The following is a 15,675-nucleotide window of genomic DNA, read 5'->3' as shown; positions in this document are numbered from 1 at the left end:
TAAGCACGGAGGTGCGAAAAGGGCGGACTAAATAGGAGATAGTTCTACTATTAATGGCTCTTCACTCTTTCTTCTAATAGTCAACCCCAAATACGTCCGACCTAACTCGACACATAACTTCTTTATCGTGACTTCAAAAACCAGTATCTTTGTATATAGAGATAGTCCGAGGAGGGAATACTGAGAGTGACTGATATTGATCGCATATTTAACACAGTAACGAGACGGCAAAAAGCTGTTGTAATAAATCGAGTACGTAAAATGGTAGACGAGAAAAGACAAGAAGGGTTGATGGGCAGGCAACTATCTAAAGCGGCATTCCATATCAAAAAAATAGGGGAAAGAAGGATGGAGGAGGGGTATGTTAAAGTCAAAGGTCGTGACAAAATAGTTCTTCGAGAACATGCAATTGATACTGGGAGATTGAATCAGTTCGTTAAAACACAGCATCGTTTACAGTTATATAAGCTCATAGGAACAACGCAAAAGCTTGTTGATCTTGCAAATCGAGTGAATATGTTCGAGATCGTTTTTGAAAATTTGAAATGTATTCAAGAGAATACCTATTTTCCATGCCAATTAGTGCAAAACAATTTTGCCTGGATCTCAAAGCACGAGAAGGATGTATACCGTTATTACTCAAAGCGAGATGGAGGTAACACAATAGGTTTAAGTATTTTTGATCTAATCGAAATCATCGATGGTGTAAATATCGGGGAAAAAGCGGGCTTTCGTCATGCACAAGAAGAATTGGCGAGATTGTTGGATCTGGAGGGTCTTAGGGATGAGTGGAAGATAAATCAGTGGGAAAAGTACCAAAATAACTTGCAGGCACTACGAGACAATAATCAAAAGTTTGAACGAGAGTTTCCCAGCCTCTATAAATTGGTTCAAAAATACCTGACTTACTTAGAGTATTTCAATACACATGAGGAAGAGGGGATTTTCCGATCTTTTAGCTATAGAGAGGAGCATGTGTTTTTTACATCGACTAATCGAATAAAAGAAAAATTGGGAAAAAGCCAATCAACGGTTACAAGGTCGGTCAATTTGTTAACTCTACTTGGCATGATTGAGAAAATACCGCATAATCAACTTCCGAGTCATTTGCTTGAAATATCAAATCGAATTTTAGAACGACGGATTAATAAGGGGTATAAAGGTGGGAAACGTATCACTTTCTATCAAGTACCGAAATATACAAAACAAACATTAGATTCGGCTGAAGATATAGCAACAAAGGTTCATGAGTCTGGAATGTGGGAAAGCCAAATTAAAAGGGAAAAAGTAGAAAAGGTATTTGGTAAAGAGATTGCAGATAGAGTTTTTCTGTCGGATTACCATGTTCCAAAGAATAAGTCTGATACAGTAGGTGTTCGACTGAATGATGATGATAATCCATACATTGAAAAATTTGGGTCTGTCAAGATTTTTGTGTAAACTCATTGTCAAGCAAATCCCCCGAGGGGGATTTGGCGTTTCTAACGTAAATAGTTACTGATGCGATCCGGAAAGAAGACGGATAGCTGGAGTAGCATTTGCCCCCAATTTTGGACACGACCTGTCCATTTACGAGTAACATCCATTGTGGCTAGGTAGAGCATTTTAAGCAAGGCTTCATCGGTAGGGAAAATGCTTTTTCCTTTGGTCACTTTACGAAGCTGCCGGTGGTAGCTTTCAATCATGTTGGTAGTATAGATGAGTTTGCGGATCTCCGGCGGGTATTTGAAAAACGTTGAGAGCTCTCCCCAGTTGTTTCTCCAAGAGCGAACAATGAGCGGATACTTGGTGCCCCAAACTTCCTCGAACCGATCCAGTTCAAGCAGGGCGCCTTCTTCCGTGGCTGCTTTGTAAATCGGCTTCAAGTCAGCGGTGACTTTCTTAAGATCTTTGTACGATACGTAGCGAGTGGAATTACGGATCTGGTGAATGATACACTTTTGGATTTCGGTCTTTGGATAGCAAGCTGCAATCGCTTCAGAGAAGCCACTTAGGTTGTCCACACAGATAATAAGGATATCTTGGACCCCTCGATTTCGAAGGTCATTGAGTACGCTGAGCCAGAACTTGCTGGATTCGTTCTCGCCAATCCACATACCCAGCACATCCTTATTCCCATCCAGATCAATTCCGATCACCATGTATGCAGCTTTATTTACAATAGCTCCGTCCTGTTTCACTTTAAAATGAATCGCGTCCATGTATATGACCGCGTAGACACCTTGAAGTGGCCGATTTTGCCATTCCTTGATGAGAGGTACGATTTTGTTCGTAACATTGGATATGAGTGTAGGCGAGACTTCGATTCCGTACAGATTTTGGAGATGATCCTGAATCTCCCGAGTGCTGACACCTTTAGCGTAAAGAGCTATAATCTGATCTTCGATTCCGGTCACATTCTTCTGATGTTTCTGTATAACCAAGGGCTCAAACTCACCCAAACGATCCCGAGGGACCATGATTTCTTGCTCACCGTACTCGCTAACCACTGTCTTTTTACTCTTGCCATTCCGGCTATTGGGTGTTACTTTGGCTTTAACTTCATGCTTCTCATATCCAAGATGTGTATCGAGTTCTGCCTCCAACATCTCTTGAATGGTCTCTGCAAACAACTCTTTCAAAGCGTTCTGTGCATCTTGAGCCGTTACCAGTTTGTTCTCCTTAATGAAAGCTCGTAATTGCTCTTTTGTCCAAAGTCCCATGTGTTCCCCCAACCTTTCTATTACTTTCCATTTTAGTAGAATTGGGAGTTTACACAAATTATTTTACAGACTCAAAAATTTGATGATATACCATTCTGAAGCGGAGTAGTGGCACTTCGCTTTTTTAATTCGCACTTTCTAACTTGAATAACGCATTGAAGGCATGAGTTTACTTTAGCAGTACACCGAATGACAAATTGCGATAATACGGTATAACTAGGACGTGTCTGAAAACTACAGATTGTTGTAGCTGCCATTTTTAATTGAAACTGTGAGTTTTCAAACACGTCCTAGTAAGAGCCATTATCTTATACCGTAATACTTGTCGCAAGTGGGCTAAATATATTTGAATGTATCAAATACTCCATAAATATCCCATAAAAAAATGCTGATATTAGCTAGAACCATAACTAATTGAAATTTTCCAATTGAATCATAGTCAATATCGGGGATTTCAATAAACTTTTCGATTATCTCCATTGCGATTTTTGGAAACATTAATGCAATGGTTGTGAAAATACTTGCAAAGCTGCTTAGTAAGAGGTGGATAAGAGCGGACCTAGCCGTACTAGCTAATTGCTCTGCTTTTATTTGTATTTCATTTGAGTTATTACTTTCAGGTATGCTTTGTAAAGATTCAATTAGTCTCTCAAATCCTTGAGAAATGGTTGCTGCTTGGCCTGAGTTATTAAAATCGTGTGTTAGTCGGCTGTGTTCAATAGTTGACCAAGTTGAAAAACCAATATTAATGATGAAAATAAGAATTAAATAAATAATTGCACAGTTTACTGACCAGTGATTATTTCGCATATATTACTCCCCCTAAGCCTATTATCGGCATAGAGAAGTGTTTTGCGTAGCTCATTCACGATTGCTTACCTGTTTGGTAGTATCGAGTATATGGCAAGTCATTCCTAGCATTTATATACGTAGCCGCCATCTCTAGGCTGACTCAGTTACGAGTTTTCAGACACGCCCTAATCAAGTTTGCGAATGCGTTTAGTGAATTTTTTTTCATATTCCCCAGCAACAACAGTATAACGAAAAAGAAATTGCGAAAGGCAGTATAACTTGCCGAGTTTGCGGAAATACCCAAGCGCAGGCCATTAGTGAATGTTATGCTGTGCTGTGCTGTGTTCATAGATTGAAACAGTGAATTAAACAGAAAGATCAACGTTCGGTATAACTTGATGAGTTTACGAAAATACCTAAGCGTAGGCGTTTAGTGAATATAATGCTCTTATATAAGTTGCTGGAGACACTACCACTATGAAATTGCGGATTTGCAGTAAATCTGAGTGGTTTTTCTGCAAATTAAAGATATTTAATATATGCAACCAATAAATTACATTTTTGATGAGGAGAGATTGTATTTAGTCACTGAAGTATAACTCCCGAAGATAGATAATTCTCGAACCACATTCGACGTAAAATAGCGACTGAGGGGTTGCAAAATAAAGTATGATTAAAGTGTAAGAGATAGAGAGTGAAGGTATTCAAAAAAACAAGTGATCAGAAAAATATAAGGAGTGGATTAATAAATGATAGCGATGAGGGAGCCGCAAATCCGTGATTTCAGAAGATTGACCGTATATCAAAAAGGTGTGGTATGGATCGGAGAGATTAGAGAGATCGTTAAGAAATGGAAGTGGGAGGACAAACAGGTAATCGGGGATCAATTACTGAGATCATCGACATCGGTAATAGCAAATTTAGCGGAAGGAAACGGCCAGTTATATTTTATAAAGGAAATCAACTTTATCAACAATGCACTCGGTTCAGCCGCAGAGAGCCAGGTGTGGTGTGAATTAGCTTATAATGCTGGGATCATCTGTAAACAGACATTTGAACGATTAGATAACGAGGCGGTTGAACTTCGCAAGATGCTGATTGCGCTGATGAAAAAGATAAAGGGGGAAATTGCTGAGAAAAAGTCGGCATAGTGTGAAACTCACGTTTCACTAGTTATGCTGAATGTGGTATACTCTGACTCAAATAGTCATTAACTTAATAGCACTCTGCTTATCAGTTTAAAAAAACGGAATCCGTTGACTGGTAGGCAGGGTGCTATTTTTTATGCCTAACAGGCAATTGACGAAGGGACTTGTGCGGGAAACTCATGTTCGAGAAGTAAAGTTCGAAGCAAAAAGGGCTAAAAAAGTTATGTACCAAGTTTTTTTAATCTAGTTTTCGAAGTGTTGATGCAGGAATGCGGCTTGTCGCAATCGAAAAAAAGAAAACTCTCTACAGAACTGACAATTATGATAACAGAATATGTGTACAGCATTTTTACTTGTCAATAGAGTTATTTGTAACTATAATCAGATTATAGTTAACAAATCCATAAAGTGCTTTGTCTATATTGCGAATACTTTCTTAAAAAAAAGGAAGTTCATTGCATATAGTCAAGCACTTTTTTTGTTGCCAAAAATGAAAGGGTGATGTAGATGGAAGAGCAATATCGTTGCATGGTATTTAAGTATGATCCAGAAGATGATTACAAGCAAAATGCTGTTATTGTGTTGGCTTTCGAATTCGAAGTAAAAGTATTTCGTAATTTTGTAAAGAAATTACTAGGTTCAAATTCTTACTTCCCTTTCTTATCCTTTTTACCATTAACTTCTGTTGAATTTATTGATAACAAATTCGGAAAGTTTCCTGGTTTTTATTATGGTGCACTTACGAATCAAGCCACTGTAGAATTCATCGATCGATATAACTTTGTTATCCATTTCCAAAATGGTTATATCAAAGGATGGATGGAGGAGAAAGATTTTGTTAGATGGGAGGTGCAAGGTGCTAGTGAATTTTTCGATGGGAATTTAAGTAAACAACTGATATTGACTAACTATTGGAATGTTAATCAATCTGATAGTTTAACAGAAACCTACCTCATTTCGATAGGTAAAACTATCAAATCACAAAATTGAAGGAGGGGAATCATGTTAGCCATATTCATTAAAGAGCTGGGGAGAGAAGGTAGAAGTCTTCTTACGATTGAGGCTTATCGTACCGACATCAGTCAATTCCATGATTGGCTTCGAGGAACACTGGGTTATGAATGCGATACGATAACCGAAACCGACGTTCGAGAATATCGCCAATATTTGAATTTGCAAAAGAAACTCAAGCCAACCAGTATCAATCGGAAGCTGAAGAGCGTAGTGTTGTATCAGAGATTTTTGGTAAGGGCGGGAATTTGTAAAGAGGAGATCGAGCTAAAGAAGGTGTTGTTAAAACATACGTTAGATTTTGATCACGAAGTAAAAGTAGTGGAGAAACAAGAATTGTATCGATTAAAACGAACCGTCGAAGCGGAAAATAACAAGCGTGATATTGCTATTTATTATTTGTTGTTTGGGACTGGAATAAGATGTTCAGAGATGGTGGGGATTGATTTGGAGGATCTCTCCTTGACAGAACGCAATGGTAGGAACAATTACAGTCATGTGCTTATTCGAAGTGGAAAAGGTAACAAGTCCAGGAAGGTAAACTTAAATGCCGCAACTGTGACTGCCATAAAAGAATATTTGGAAGTCAGACCTTATGATCCATCGAATAGATTGTTAATCGGTCAACGAGGACCCTTGAGTAGATTGGCAATAAACAAAATTTTGGACAAATACTCCTCAAAGGCTCAGTTGGAACAAAAAGTTAACCCCCACGCCGCTAGACACACATTCTGTACGCAACTAATCAAAAGCGGCGTTGATCCTAAGACAGTCGCCTTACTCTCAGGTCATAGCTCTATTGACATTGTTTATCGTTATTATGTAGGTAGCAATGCTGAAGATAAACAAAAAGCGGTAGATGGATTGCAAATATAATAGAAGGAAGATGAATGCATGGATCGAGACATTACATTTTCGATAGTTTATCACTTAATTCAAGATATGCGGGGACGAGACAGCATCGAAATCCCCGTAGAAGATGTAAATATTCGGGATCTCGCTAGTGCAGATTTTGATGTATGAAACATGGAGAGAGTTAGTTTCACAGGAGCTTCTAAAATACGGGATGATCGATGAGGGTTATATTCGAAAAAGTAACGAGGAATTGAGGGCTATGAGCCTTTACGATCTTTTGGAACTTCGTGATCTCTATATACGGTATCGAGGGGAAGATGATTGAAGACGTTGTGATATAACGGATTCGAATCTTCTTTGGGGACAGAAATCTAAAAAGTGTCATCTTAATTAATAAAGCCTTGGATGAGTAGCGCAGTACCGTAAAAAAACGGAACAAAGTGCCTACAAAACAATCCAAAGCTTTTCCTTTTTATTAGGCAAAGGAGGGACAGATAAATGGCAACAAATTCAACTTGGACTGAAGCCAAATTCAAAAGGTTTCTCTCTGAAAAGAGAGGGCAAGGTAAACACGAACAATATCATCCATGGCTCACTGTATCTGATATTCCAAGCAGAGGAAGATCCACTCGCATCTTTTCACATAAAGCTAATCGTATCGTCCATTTGCTTACGGATACCCAGCTCAGATATTTCTATCTGCTTGAATGGAATGAATCAATAACGGACATCAACGAGCAATTTCCATTATTGGAGATGGAACTCATAGTGGATCAACTAGACGAGTCGTTATTAAAGCGATTGAAGGACAGCAAGACAAATGTACCGCACATCATGCTGACGACATTTCTAGTGACGGCGATCAATGAGCAGGGGCAAGAATATCAGTTTGCCCGAACGTTAAAAGATGCGGCGGAGCTTGAAAAGAAGGCAACCATCGAACGACTGGAATTACAAAGAGTTTACTGGAACTCTCGAAAGATTAATTTCGGTATTGTTACACCTCATGAAATCCCTATTCAAAAAAGCAAAAATATCGAATGGGTATTGCCAGCATTGAATATTCAATATTTTGGTGTTTCAGAGCGGGAAATGAGCCAATATGCAGAGTGGATGTCGCAACTTATTACTAATACCGATGAACAAATACAATCTATCCTTCATTCGTTTGATCGTGAAATGAAGGTAGAGGTAGGAACAGGTCTTCTTGTATTTCGCTATTTAATTGCCAGTCGTCGGATAAATATCAACATGGATAAGGAGATCAATCTTAAATTTTCTCCTGAAGAACTAGAAGTTCAGATTATAGATCGGGGAGGGGAAACGAAAGATGCTAGTAACAGTTAATACGTTGTATCGGTATGCGGATGATTCTTCTCGAATTGAAAGGGTGCTCTGGATTTCTCCAGATCGTTCTTCATGTTTTGTAATAGACGTTCACAATGACTTTCTTCCGTATGCCAAACAGATTGTGGACATTGAAGAGGGTATAAAAGAAGGTATATATATAATAGAAGAAACAGATCCGTGGTTCGTAATTGTTGATCTCGAAACGATGTCTAAAAAGGAAGAAAAACGCTGGAATCAAGCGAATGAAATCATCCAAATGATTGCGTCTAAGGAATTTGAGCCAAATATTTTCCTGCCAAAAGAACGGTCAAAATTGATCGTAAAGGCTTCTGAATCTATTGGCGTAAATAAAACTACTGTAGTCAAATATTTAAAGCGATACTGGAAGCGAGGTAAAACAAAGCATTCGCTATTATCAGATTTCGATTCTTGCGGCGGAGCGGGAAAAGAGCGCACGTCTCGAAAGGATAAAAAGTTAGGTCGTCCCCGTAAATATGCTTCCCTCTATTCGGATATGGCTATCAGCGAGGAACTGAAGCGATTGTTTCGAATATCACTGGATAAATACTATTACACGGCAAAACCAAAGCAACCATCATTGAGATGGGCTTATGAGCAAATGATTAAAGAGTATTTTTCATCAGAGCAGGAGGTAAGTAGCGGCATTATCCTACCAGTTGTAAAGGAAGGCTCACCGATACCTAGTTTTGGTCAGTTTCGATATTGGTTTAACAAATGGAGAGATCCGAAACGAGAGGTCCTTAGTCGAGAGGGGGTCAGGAAGTTTCAACAGCAAAATCGTTCAGTTTTGGGATCGAGCCAGCAAGATGCATACGCTCCAGGTTCCGTTTATCAAATAGATAGCACAATTGCCGATGTGACAATCGTATCTGCGTTTGACCGAACGAAAATTATAGGTCGCCCTATTCTATATTTCGTGGTTGATGGCTATAGTCATTTGATTGTCGGTCTCCATGTAGGTCTTGATTCACCGAGTTGGGCAGGTGGAGCGATGTTAGCCTTATTAAACGCATCCGAATCCAAGGTGGACTTTTGCAGGCAATATGGAATAGAGATCAAAGACGAAGAGTGGCCAGTATCGGGTTATCTGCCAGAGTCGATCCTTGCAGATCGGGGGGAGTTAATTTCAAACAAAACGCTTTCGATGATCGAATATCTCCAAATTGCTGTGAAGAATACGCCCCCATTTCGTCCCGACTGGAAGCCGCAAGTCGAACGTTATTTCGGATTGCTTCAGACGCATATCAAGCCGTTTATGCCAGGTGCAGTTTATAAGGATGCAAATGATCGAGGGGTAAAGGACAATCGTTTAAACGCCTCTCTAACCTTATCGGAAGTGACAAAGATTCTGATAAAAGTTGTCCTTCATTATAACAATCATCATCTCTTAGCGGATTATGAGCGTGATGAAAATCAAATCGCTGAGAATGTAAGAGCGATTCCGATTCACTTGTGGAACTATGGCATACAAAACAAGTCGGGAAAACTCCGTAGAGTTTCACAGGATGTTCTCAAATTTAATCTGCTTCCTTCTGTGAAGTCTGCGGTGGTCACTGCAAAGGGAATCAAAGTCAATGGCATGCTATACAGTTGTGATACGGCTTTGCGTGAACACTGGTTCATTCGTGCAAGGACAAGTGGACGATTTCAAGTAGATGTTAACTATGATCCTCGTTGCGTTAACCAGGTATATCTAAGACTAAGTCGTAATGAGTATGATGTCTGCTATTTGCTTGACTCTCAAGCTAGATATAAAGATAAATCAATAGAAGATGTTCACTCTCTATTATCAATGGAAAAGCAAGAAAGAACGGGCTTACAGGAACAGGAGTTAGGACGAAAGATTTCATTGGCGGCTGAAATTGAAACGATTGTTAAGGAAGCAGTCCAAAAAACAAAAGCTGAAAAAGTACCACAATCTAATGCGAAAAGGTTAAGGGACATTCGTGAGAATAGGAAATTAGAGAAAGGGAGGAATCGAGGTCAAGAGCAATTCGTTTTAAAAGCCGTGAAACAACCGAAACCCTCCGCCGCTGATATGGATCAGATAGATAAAGATAATGAACTTCCGAATCATTATGACTTGCTGAAACAATTGCAACAGGAGGGTTTGTATGGAGATGGTTAAATTACCAAATGGAACAGAAGCGGTTGTAGCTGAATATAGGGAGCAGATCATTAAGGATTATGCGGGAAATCCTTATATTGAATGCCTTCCTGATGTCATGTCGCCACAGCAAGTGATTGAACAGTTAGCGTATTATCCTCCGTTTAATCCTAATGAAAGACTGCTGGAGCCATATATGCGGGTACATTTATTGCAACGATTGAATCAGTTCTTCCAACCCCTTGAGGAACATCTTAGGCTCGAAAGTACGATTTCTACCATGCTTCGCAATGGTTACTTGGATCGTAATCCTTTTTCTTCAAGCTATATTAGAAGGCTAACATCAGAGGATGGAGCAAGTGGGAGTCCGACCTATCAAAGTTCAAGTGCTAAATCGCTTACGTTGGTGGGAATCAGTGGTTCAGGAAAGACCAGCTCACTTGCTAAAATTCTTTCTTTGACACCTCAAGTGATTGTTCATTCGAAGTACAGAGGAAAGGACTTTCCTAGATACCAGGTTTCACATCTGCGAATTGAAGCCCCATACGACGGCAGTTTGAAAGCTCTTTGTTTACAATTTTTTATGACGATTGATGCATTACTTGGCACAAATTATATGGAGAAGCATGGAAACGGACGGAAATCTACCAATGTCATGATCCCTATAATTTCTAAGCTACTTCTGAATTTAGGATTGGGATTGTTATGTATCGATGAAGTCCAGCACTTGAGTATGGCAAAAAGTGGTGGTGGATCCGCAGTTCTCAACTTTTTCACAACACTAATCAATACGGCAAATATCCCGATTATTTTGGTCGGAACCCCGAAGTCATTAAATGTACTCCAAACGGAATTCCGTCAAGCTCGTCGGGGCTTAAATGGACATGGTAACTTCTTTTGGGATCGGTTGAAGAAGGACGCAACATGGGAATTATTCACCCATGGATTATGGAAGTATCAGTGGGTTCGTAATTCGGTTGAGTTGACCGATGAGATTTCCTCTATCTTATATGAAGAAACGCAAGGTATTCCAGATATAGCTGTGAAATTGTTTATGATGACACAGGCAAGAGCTATTTCTTCAGGGAAAGAAACCATTACAGGACCATTCATTCGAAAAGTGGCAAAGGATCAATTAACACTAATTCGTCCAATGATAGATGCACTAAGGAGCGGGAGAAAATCGCAATTAGTAGATTATCAAGACATTATGATGCCTGACATGATGGAGTTTATTCATAAGGAACAGTCGCAAATTCAAGTTAAATCCTATATTCAAGAAGCACAGAAACGCTCGGAATCAAGAGGACAGCAAATAAAGTATTTAAAAGAGGAAGCGATAGTTCGACTTCAACTAATAGGATTAACAGAGAAGCAGGCTGGCGGCTTAGTGTATGAAGCCATGGCTAATCAACCAAGCATTTCAGATTTGAATGTACTTGTTCAAGTGGCATACCAGCTTGCTATGAGAAATCCTAATGAAAAAGAAGCCAAGAAAAAGGGAATGAAAATAAATAATGAAGGGGATTTAAGAGTGATTGTAAATGAAGGAAATGAAATGGGTATATCAGCATACGAGGCTTTGAAGCAAGCGGGTATGATCCGTGATGATTTTGGTAAAGTGAGGTGAAGGAGAATGCTTGTGTTTTTTCCTACCCCATATCCAGACGAATTACTTTATTCAATAATCGGTAGATATAAGAAATGGTCATGTGAACCGAATCACCGTAACATGTTACAACACATATTCGGAGATAAGCATATAACTGCTTCAGTTGATCTACCCTCGAAAATCGGAGGATTAGTGGAGAGACTGCCGATTACTTCCCAAATAACAGTAGAGCAGTTGATTATGGAACACACAATGTTCCCATTTTATTCGGCGTTCTTGCCTCCTGATCAAGCAGATGCAGTATATAAATCTATGGTTGAGGGGATCGGAAACGAAATTTACTCTCGGCTTGGTATTATGGGAAGTTCAGTACGGCGGAATAAATGGATTCGATATTGTAAGGAGTGCCTGTCCCGTGACATCGAGATCTATGGCGAAAGTTATTGGCACAGAATGCATCAAATCCCTGGATTAGATGTATGTATTGAGCATGGGATTCATCTTATAGATAGTGAAATCCATTTGCACGGAGAAAACAAATATAAGTTCATAGCGACGGATGAATGGAATAGTCCGCTTAATTGTGTTACCGAGAAAACACAATCGAGCGATCTAGAGAAATTCCAATTTCTAAGCGAAAATACAAAGATGCTTCTGAATAACAGGTATCCAAATCGAACATTCGATTGGTTCGAACAGTATTACTGGAATAAGTTAAAAGCATCAGGGTATTCAAGTATCATGGGGCATCATGTTGATCAAGATAGGCTTTGTCGAGACTTTATTTCATATTTTGGCGAGGGCTTTCTTGAACGTTTGCAGTCAGGAATTCATACAAAAAACAACTGGCTAAAGCAACTAACCAGGAAGCACCAGAGGACTTTCCATCCGATCCGTCATCTATTACTTTTACAATTTTTAAAATCTGATGTAGATGAAATGTTCCTACGTAATGATCTCTACAAGCCCTTCGGTTCTGGACCATGGCAATGTTTGAATCCAGCCGCAGATCATTATGAAAGACTCGTCATTCATGAGGTTGCTTTGACCGTGAAGGATAAAATAGCTATTGGCACATATCATTGCTCGTGCGGATTTGTCTATACCCTTCGGGCTGGTGAAGACGTAAAGAAAATGAGGGTCAAGCAATTCGGAATGACATGGGAATTAGAATGTAGACGGTTAGCCGAGGCGGGTATGAGTTTGAAAGCGATTGGAAGAAGGCTTGGTGTAAGTGTACAGACAATTAAAAAATACTTAGGCAAAGCAGATGGGCGGGAAGAGGTGGAATTGCAGTTAGTAGGGGAGATACAAAGAAACGAGGATCGAGTGGAATGGGTGGCTATGCAAAAAAAATATCCCTTTTTGTCCAGAACAGAGTTGAGGGAATTAAATCCTACGTTATTTAATAGGCTTTATCGTTCTGATCGACAATGGCTTGAACAGGAATCGCCGTCAAAGGTGAGCAAGAGAGTTACACCAAAGCCTAGGGTAAACTGGGAGAAGCGAGACCAGGAACTATTGGAGAAAATAAAAAGAGCAGTTGTTGCTATTCAAGCAAAAGAGGGAAAGCCAAAACAAATTAGCAAGAGTTCGATTGGTCGTGAGATTGATCATAAAAGTCTCGTGGACAAGCATCTTGATAAGTTACCCTTAACAGTGGCTTATTTAAAGCTTGTGGTTGAAACTAACGAACAGTATCGATGGCGGAGAATTACATGGGCTATTGAAGAGTTGAAGCGGGATGGAAGGAAGTTTTCAAAATGGGATTTGTTACGTAAGGCAGGGGTTCGTCCTGAAAACGTAGATCTAAAGATAATTGAAGCTAAATTAAACTCGAAAGATCATTTAAGGGGAACGCTGACCTGGTATCTTTCTAGTGATAAATAGCAATAGTCCGCAGTTTCAGTCAAACGAAACTGCGGTACTCCTATTAAGAAAATGAATTTTAGAGGGCACCTTTTCCAATATCTCATCGACTCTTCTATAAGTCTCCATTAAGGTCGAGTCTCTAAACAATCAGTTAATTGTTAGGTCAACGAGGGCGATGAAAGGTTTATCGGAAGGCACGTTCGTGATGTTGGAAGATAAGCTTCAATAAGCTTAAAAATATGCATTAAATCATTGCAATCACTCATTTACTACGTTACCTTCTCCGATTTTTTTGAGGACCATTTTGAGGTATTTTATTGCTCCCTTCATAATAATATCTTTCATTTCTATTCGTGTAATATCAATAGTGTATGCATCAAGATTTTCATCGCTCATTGTGTAAGTTGATAAGTATGAAGTTTTCTCACCTGGAATTGTAACTATGTTGCTATCCCCAGATTTTTCTGGGAATGTAAACATCCAAAAGATGCCTTCATGGGCAACCATATTTCTGACGGTATTTAACAAATTAGCAACCATATCAATGGTGGTTTGCACAGGTGGCTCAGATATTTTGAAAACTTTTCTTTTCAGGATGTCCTGATCTCTTTCTTCTAAATAATTGGAGAAGAACTCTCGGACAATTTCAATTTTTGGTTTTTTTGAATATGGTGTGGATGCCTTGTAAATTGCCTCAATGGTCACAACCCAGAAGAACACTCTAAAACTGTCTTTTACAGTTGCGGTTTTAAGTTCAGCCATTTCATTAGATAAGTTGATATGCCTGTATATCTGATGCAATACACGCTTTGGTGTTGGGTCCTGATGACTTTCACATTCGATTACAAAATTGTGGGCTTCATCTTCAGAAGGGAAATAGGGGGTGAGGAATGTTGTCAATTCAGGTATCATATCTTCTCTAATTTTTTTTATTTCATCTTTGAAGAATATCTCAAACTCGTGCATAAGAATTCGCTCCCATTAAGAAATGATTTGCATTTACTACCAGTAATTATACGATGTGTTTTAATTATAGCAAAGGTAATGATAAAAAAGAGGTAAAGTATCAGATCAAGAGTCGAGCGATATTCAGGCATTCACTCCTGAATGTTATCGGCTTTTCTTATATATTCGTAATAAGCTGAACTACAGAAAGTTATTTACAAAGTGTTTTAATGTGGTAATGCAATAGATGAGAGAAACTTTTAGAGGCGTAATATACATGAATCTTTCCGAATTGATTGCTATGAGGGGATTTGATCTCTCAAAAAAGATTAAGTTGGTTCGACATCAAGATCAGAATTATGATACCCAGCACTTATACTTCAATCGCAAAGAGATAGATGACATCGAGAGTTACACGATAGAGCACATCATGCCTCAAAACCCGAACTTATCGGCTGAATGGAGACAAGACCTCGGAACAGACTGGGAAGAGGTTCAGAATACATATTTACATACGCTTGGAAATTTAACACTGACACGTTACAACTCTGAGCTGAGCGACAAGCCATTCACTGTGAAGCGAGATATGGATGGCGGCTTTGCAGACAGTCCTTTACGGTTGAATAGAGGGCTAGGTAAACTAAGTGTTTGGAATAAAGATGAAATTACAAAACGTGCTCACTCACTTGCAGATCAGGCAGTAAAAGTTCTGGAAGTGAAAATATCACTTATATCATTGCAGATCATCCTGAGTTGAGGGTGAAATGATGGCGTTATTTGAGGAATTGTCAAAGCGAATCTGTAATCTGGATAGTTCTGTTCGAATGGAGTTTAAAAAGCTATATATAGCTTTCAAGACAACAACAAACTTCGTCGATATTGTTCCAAAGAAAAGTAAGCTTCGGTTAAGTTTAAATATGGCTTTCCACTAGATAAACGATCCACAGGGCATCTGTAAGGATGTGAGCGAACTTGGTCGATGGGGCAATGGTGATGTAGAGGTTGGAGTTTCGTCAGTTGATGAAGTTAAGTATACAATGTTTCGAATCAAGCAGTCGTTTGAAAATCATCGGGATGATGAATAAGGTAAAGTAAACCCTTGTTCTTCCCTTATAACCCAATCCCTACTATGTGAATATCTCAAAAAGTCATCTCAGAGCTTAAATAGTCATCTCAAAGCCTAAATAGTCGTATCAAAAAGCCGAGCGAAACGCAGGTATCCACTCCTGTTTTCCTCGGCTTCTTTTGTAAATCAGGGAA

At 39.2% G+C, this 15,675-nt stretch carries 13 protein-coding genes; 10 read left to right on the top strand and 3 right to left on the bottom strand.

Features of this window, described 5'->3' with window-relative positions:
• Positions 1 to 186: 186 nt before the first annotated feature.
• Positions 187 to 1,440: a hypothetical protein gene (locus tag NYE70_RS22080; protein ID WP_341048234.1), complete on the top strand. Its 1,254-nt coding sequence runs from the start codon at positions 187 to 189 to the stop codon at positions 1,438 to 1,440.
• 41 nt (positions 1,441 to 1,481) lie between these two features.
• On the opposite strand, the gene NYE70_RS22075 is transcribed toward NYE70_RS22080, so the two are convergent.
• Positions 1,482 to 2,702 (bottom strand): IS256 family transposase, encoded by a 1,221-nt coding sequence (locus tag NYE70_RS22075; protein WP_211020084.1) that lies wholly within the window; start codon positions 2,700 to 2,702, stop codon positions 1,482 to 1,484.
• A 336-nt stretch (positions 2,703 to 3,038) separates the two neighbouring features.
• Complete coding sequence (locus NYE70_RS22070; RefSeq protein ID WP_157741956.1) at positions 3,039 to 3,512, bottom strand: hypothetical protein; 474 nt, start codon at positions 3,510 to 3,512, stop codon at positions 3,039 to 3,041.
• A gap of 731 nt (positions 3,513 to 4,243) precedes the next feature.
• Between NYE70_RS22070 and NYE70_RS22065 the strand changes: the two genes are divergently transcribed.
• The 7 genes from NYE70_RS22065 to NYE70_RS22035 all read left to right on the top strand — a co-directional run bounded on the left by NYE70_RS22065 (position 4,244) and on the right by NYE70_RS22035 (position 13,488).
• Entirely contained in the window at positions 4,244 to 4,645 is a 402-nt protein-coding gene (locus tag NYE70_RS22065) for a four helix bundle protein (RefSeq protein ID WP_341048228.1), read from the top strand.
• A gap of 504 nt (positions 4,646 to 5,149) precedes the next feature.
• Positions 5,150 to 5,632: a hypothetical protein gene (locus NYE70_RS22060; protein WP_341048226.1), complete on the top strand. Its 483-nt coding sequence runs from the start codon at positions 5,150 to 5,152 to the stop codon at positions 5,630 to 5,632.
• Positions 5,633 to 5,644: 12 nt separating this feature from the next.
• Complete coding sequence (locus tag NYE70_RS22055) at positions 5,645 to 6,529, top strand: tyrosine-type recombinase/integrase (RefSeq protein ID WP_341048225.1); 885 nt, start codon at positions 5,645 to 5,647, stop codon at positions 6,527 to 6,529.
• Positions 6,530 to 7,006: 477 nt separating this feature from the next.
• On the top strand, positions 7,007 to 7,855 hold the full coding sequence (locus tag NYE70_RS22050; protein ID WP_341048223.1) for a TnsA endonuclease C-terminal domain-containing protein: 849 nt from the start codon (positions 7,007 to 7,009) through the stop codon (positions 7,853 to 7,855).
• Positions 7,839 to 10,007 carry a Mu transposase C-terminal domain-containing protein gene (locus NYE70_RS22045; protein WP_341048220.1) on the top strand — a complete coding sequence of 723 codons (2,169 nt, stop codon included), beginning with the start codon at positions 7,839 to 7,841 and terminating at the stop codon, positions 10,005 to 10,007. Before NYE70_RS22050 ends, NYE70_RS22045 begins: the two co-directional genes overlap by 17 nt.
• Positions 9,994 to 11,616, top strand: a complete 1,623-nt coding sequence (locus NYE70_RS22040; RefSeq protein WP_341048219.1) for an ATP-binding protein — start codon at positions 9,994 to 9,996, stop codon at positions 11,614 to 11,616. The genes NYE70_RS22045 and NYE70_RS22040 overlap by 14 nt, the downstream gene beginning before the upstream one ends.
• Before the next feature lie 6 nt (positions 11,617 to 11,622).
• Positions 11,623 to 13,488 (top strand): TnsD family transposase, encoded by a 1,866-nt coding sequence (locus tag NYE70_RS22035; protein WP_341048218.1) that lies wholly within the window; start codon positions 11,623 to 11,625, stop codon positions 13,486 to 13,488.
• A 240-nt stretch (positions 13,489 to 13,728) separates the two neighbouring features.
• On the opposite strand, the gene NYE70_RS22030 is transcribed toward NYE70_RS22035, so the two are convergent.
• Positions 13,729 to 14,436, bottom strand: a complete 708-nt coding sequence (locus NYE70_RS22030; protein ID WP_341048217.1) for a hypothetical protein — start codon at positions 14,434 to 14,436, stop codon at positions 13,729 to 13,731.
• A gap of 256 nt (positions 14,437 to 14,692) precedes the next feature.
• Between NYE70_RS22030 and NYE70_RS22025 the strand changes: the two genes are divergently transcribed.
• On the top strand, positions 14,693 to 15,172 hold the full coding sequence (locus tag NYE70_RS22025) for an HNH endonuclease family protein (protein ID WP_341048216.1): 480 nt from the start codon (positions 14,693 to 14,695) through the stop codon (positions 15,170 to 15,172).
• Between the two features lie 7 nt (positions 15,173 to 15,179).
• Entirely contained in the window at positions 15,180 to 15,347 is a 168-nt protein-coding gene (locus NYE70_RS22020) for a DUF5655 domain-containing protein (protein WP_341048213.1), read from the top strand.
• Positions 15,348 to 15,675 lie beyond the last annotated feature (328 nt).

It is taken from the genome of Paenibacillus sp. FSL R5-0407 (assembly GCF_038009185.1).
Taxonomy (GTDB): Bacteria; Bacillota; Bacilli; order Paenibacillales; family Paenibacillaceae; genus Fontibacillus; species Fontibacillus vini.
This window is presented reverse-complemented; position numbering and strand designations above follow the sequence as displayed.

Excerpts from the sequence above, each read along its gene's own strand:
- NYE70_RS22075 (WP_211020084.1), bottom strand. The coding sequence starts at position 2,702 with ATGGGACTTTGGACAAAAGAGCAATTACGAGCTTTCATTAAGGAGAAC.
- NYE70_RS22070 (WP_157741956.1), bottom strand. The coding sequence starts at position 3,512 with ATGCGAAATAATCACTGGTCAGTAAACTGTGCAATTATTTATTTAATT.
- NYE70_RS22065 (WP_341048228.1), top strand. The coding sequence starts at position 4,244 with ATGATAGCGATGAGGGAGCCGCAAATCCGTGATTTCAGAAGATTGACC.
- NYE70_RS22060 (WP_341048226.1), top strand. The coding sequence starts at position 5,150 with ATGGAAGAGCAATATCGTTGCATGGTATTTAAGTATGATCCAGAAGAT.
- NYE70_RS22055 (WP_341048225.1), top strand. The coding sequence starts at position 5,645 with ATGTTAGCCATATTCATTAAAGAGCTGGGGAGAGAAGGTAGAAGTCTT.
- NYE70_RS22050 (WP_341048223.1), top strand. The coding sequence starts at position 7,007 with ATGGCAACAAATTCAACTTGGACTGAAGCCAAATTCAAAAGGTTTCTC.
- NYE70_RS22045 (WP_341048220.1), top strand. The coding sequence starts at position 7,839 with ATGCTAGTAACAGTTAATACGTTGTATCGGTATGCGGATGATTCTTCT.
- NYE70_RS22040 (WP_341048219.1), top strand. The coding sequence starts at position 9,994 with ATGGAGATGGTTAAATTACCAAATGGAACAGAAGCGGTTGTAGCTGAA.
- NYE70_RS22035 (WP_341048218.1), top strand. The coding sequence starts at position 11,623 with ATGCTTGTGTTTTTTCCTACCCCATATCCAGACGAATTACTTTATTCA.
- NYE70_RS22030 (WP_341048217.1), bottom strand. The coding sequence starts at position 14,436 with ATGCACGAGTTTGAGATATTCTTCAAAGATGAAATAAAAAAAATTAGA.
- NYE70_RS22025 (WP_341048216.1), top strand. The coding sequence starts at position 14,693 with ATGAATCTTTCCGAATTGATTGCTATGAGGGGATTTGATCTCTCAAAA.
- NYE70_RS22020 (WP_341048213.1), top strand. The coding sequence starts at position 15,180 with ATGATGGCGTTATTTGAGGAATTGTCAAAGCGAATCTGTAATCTGGAT.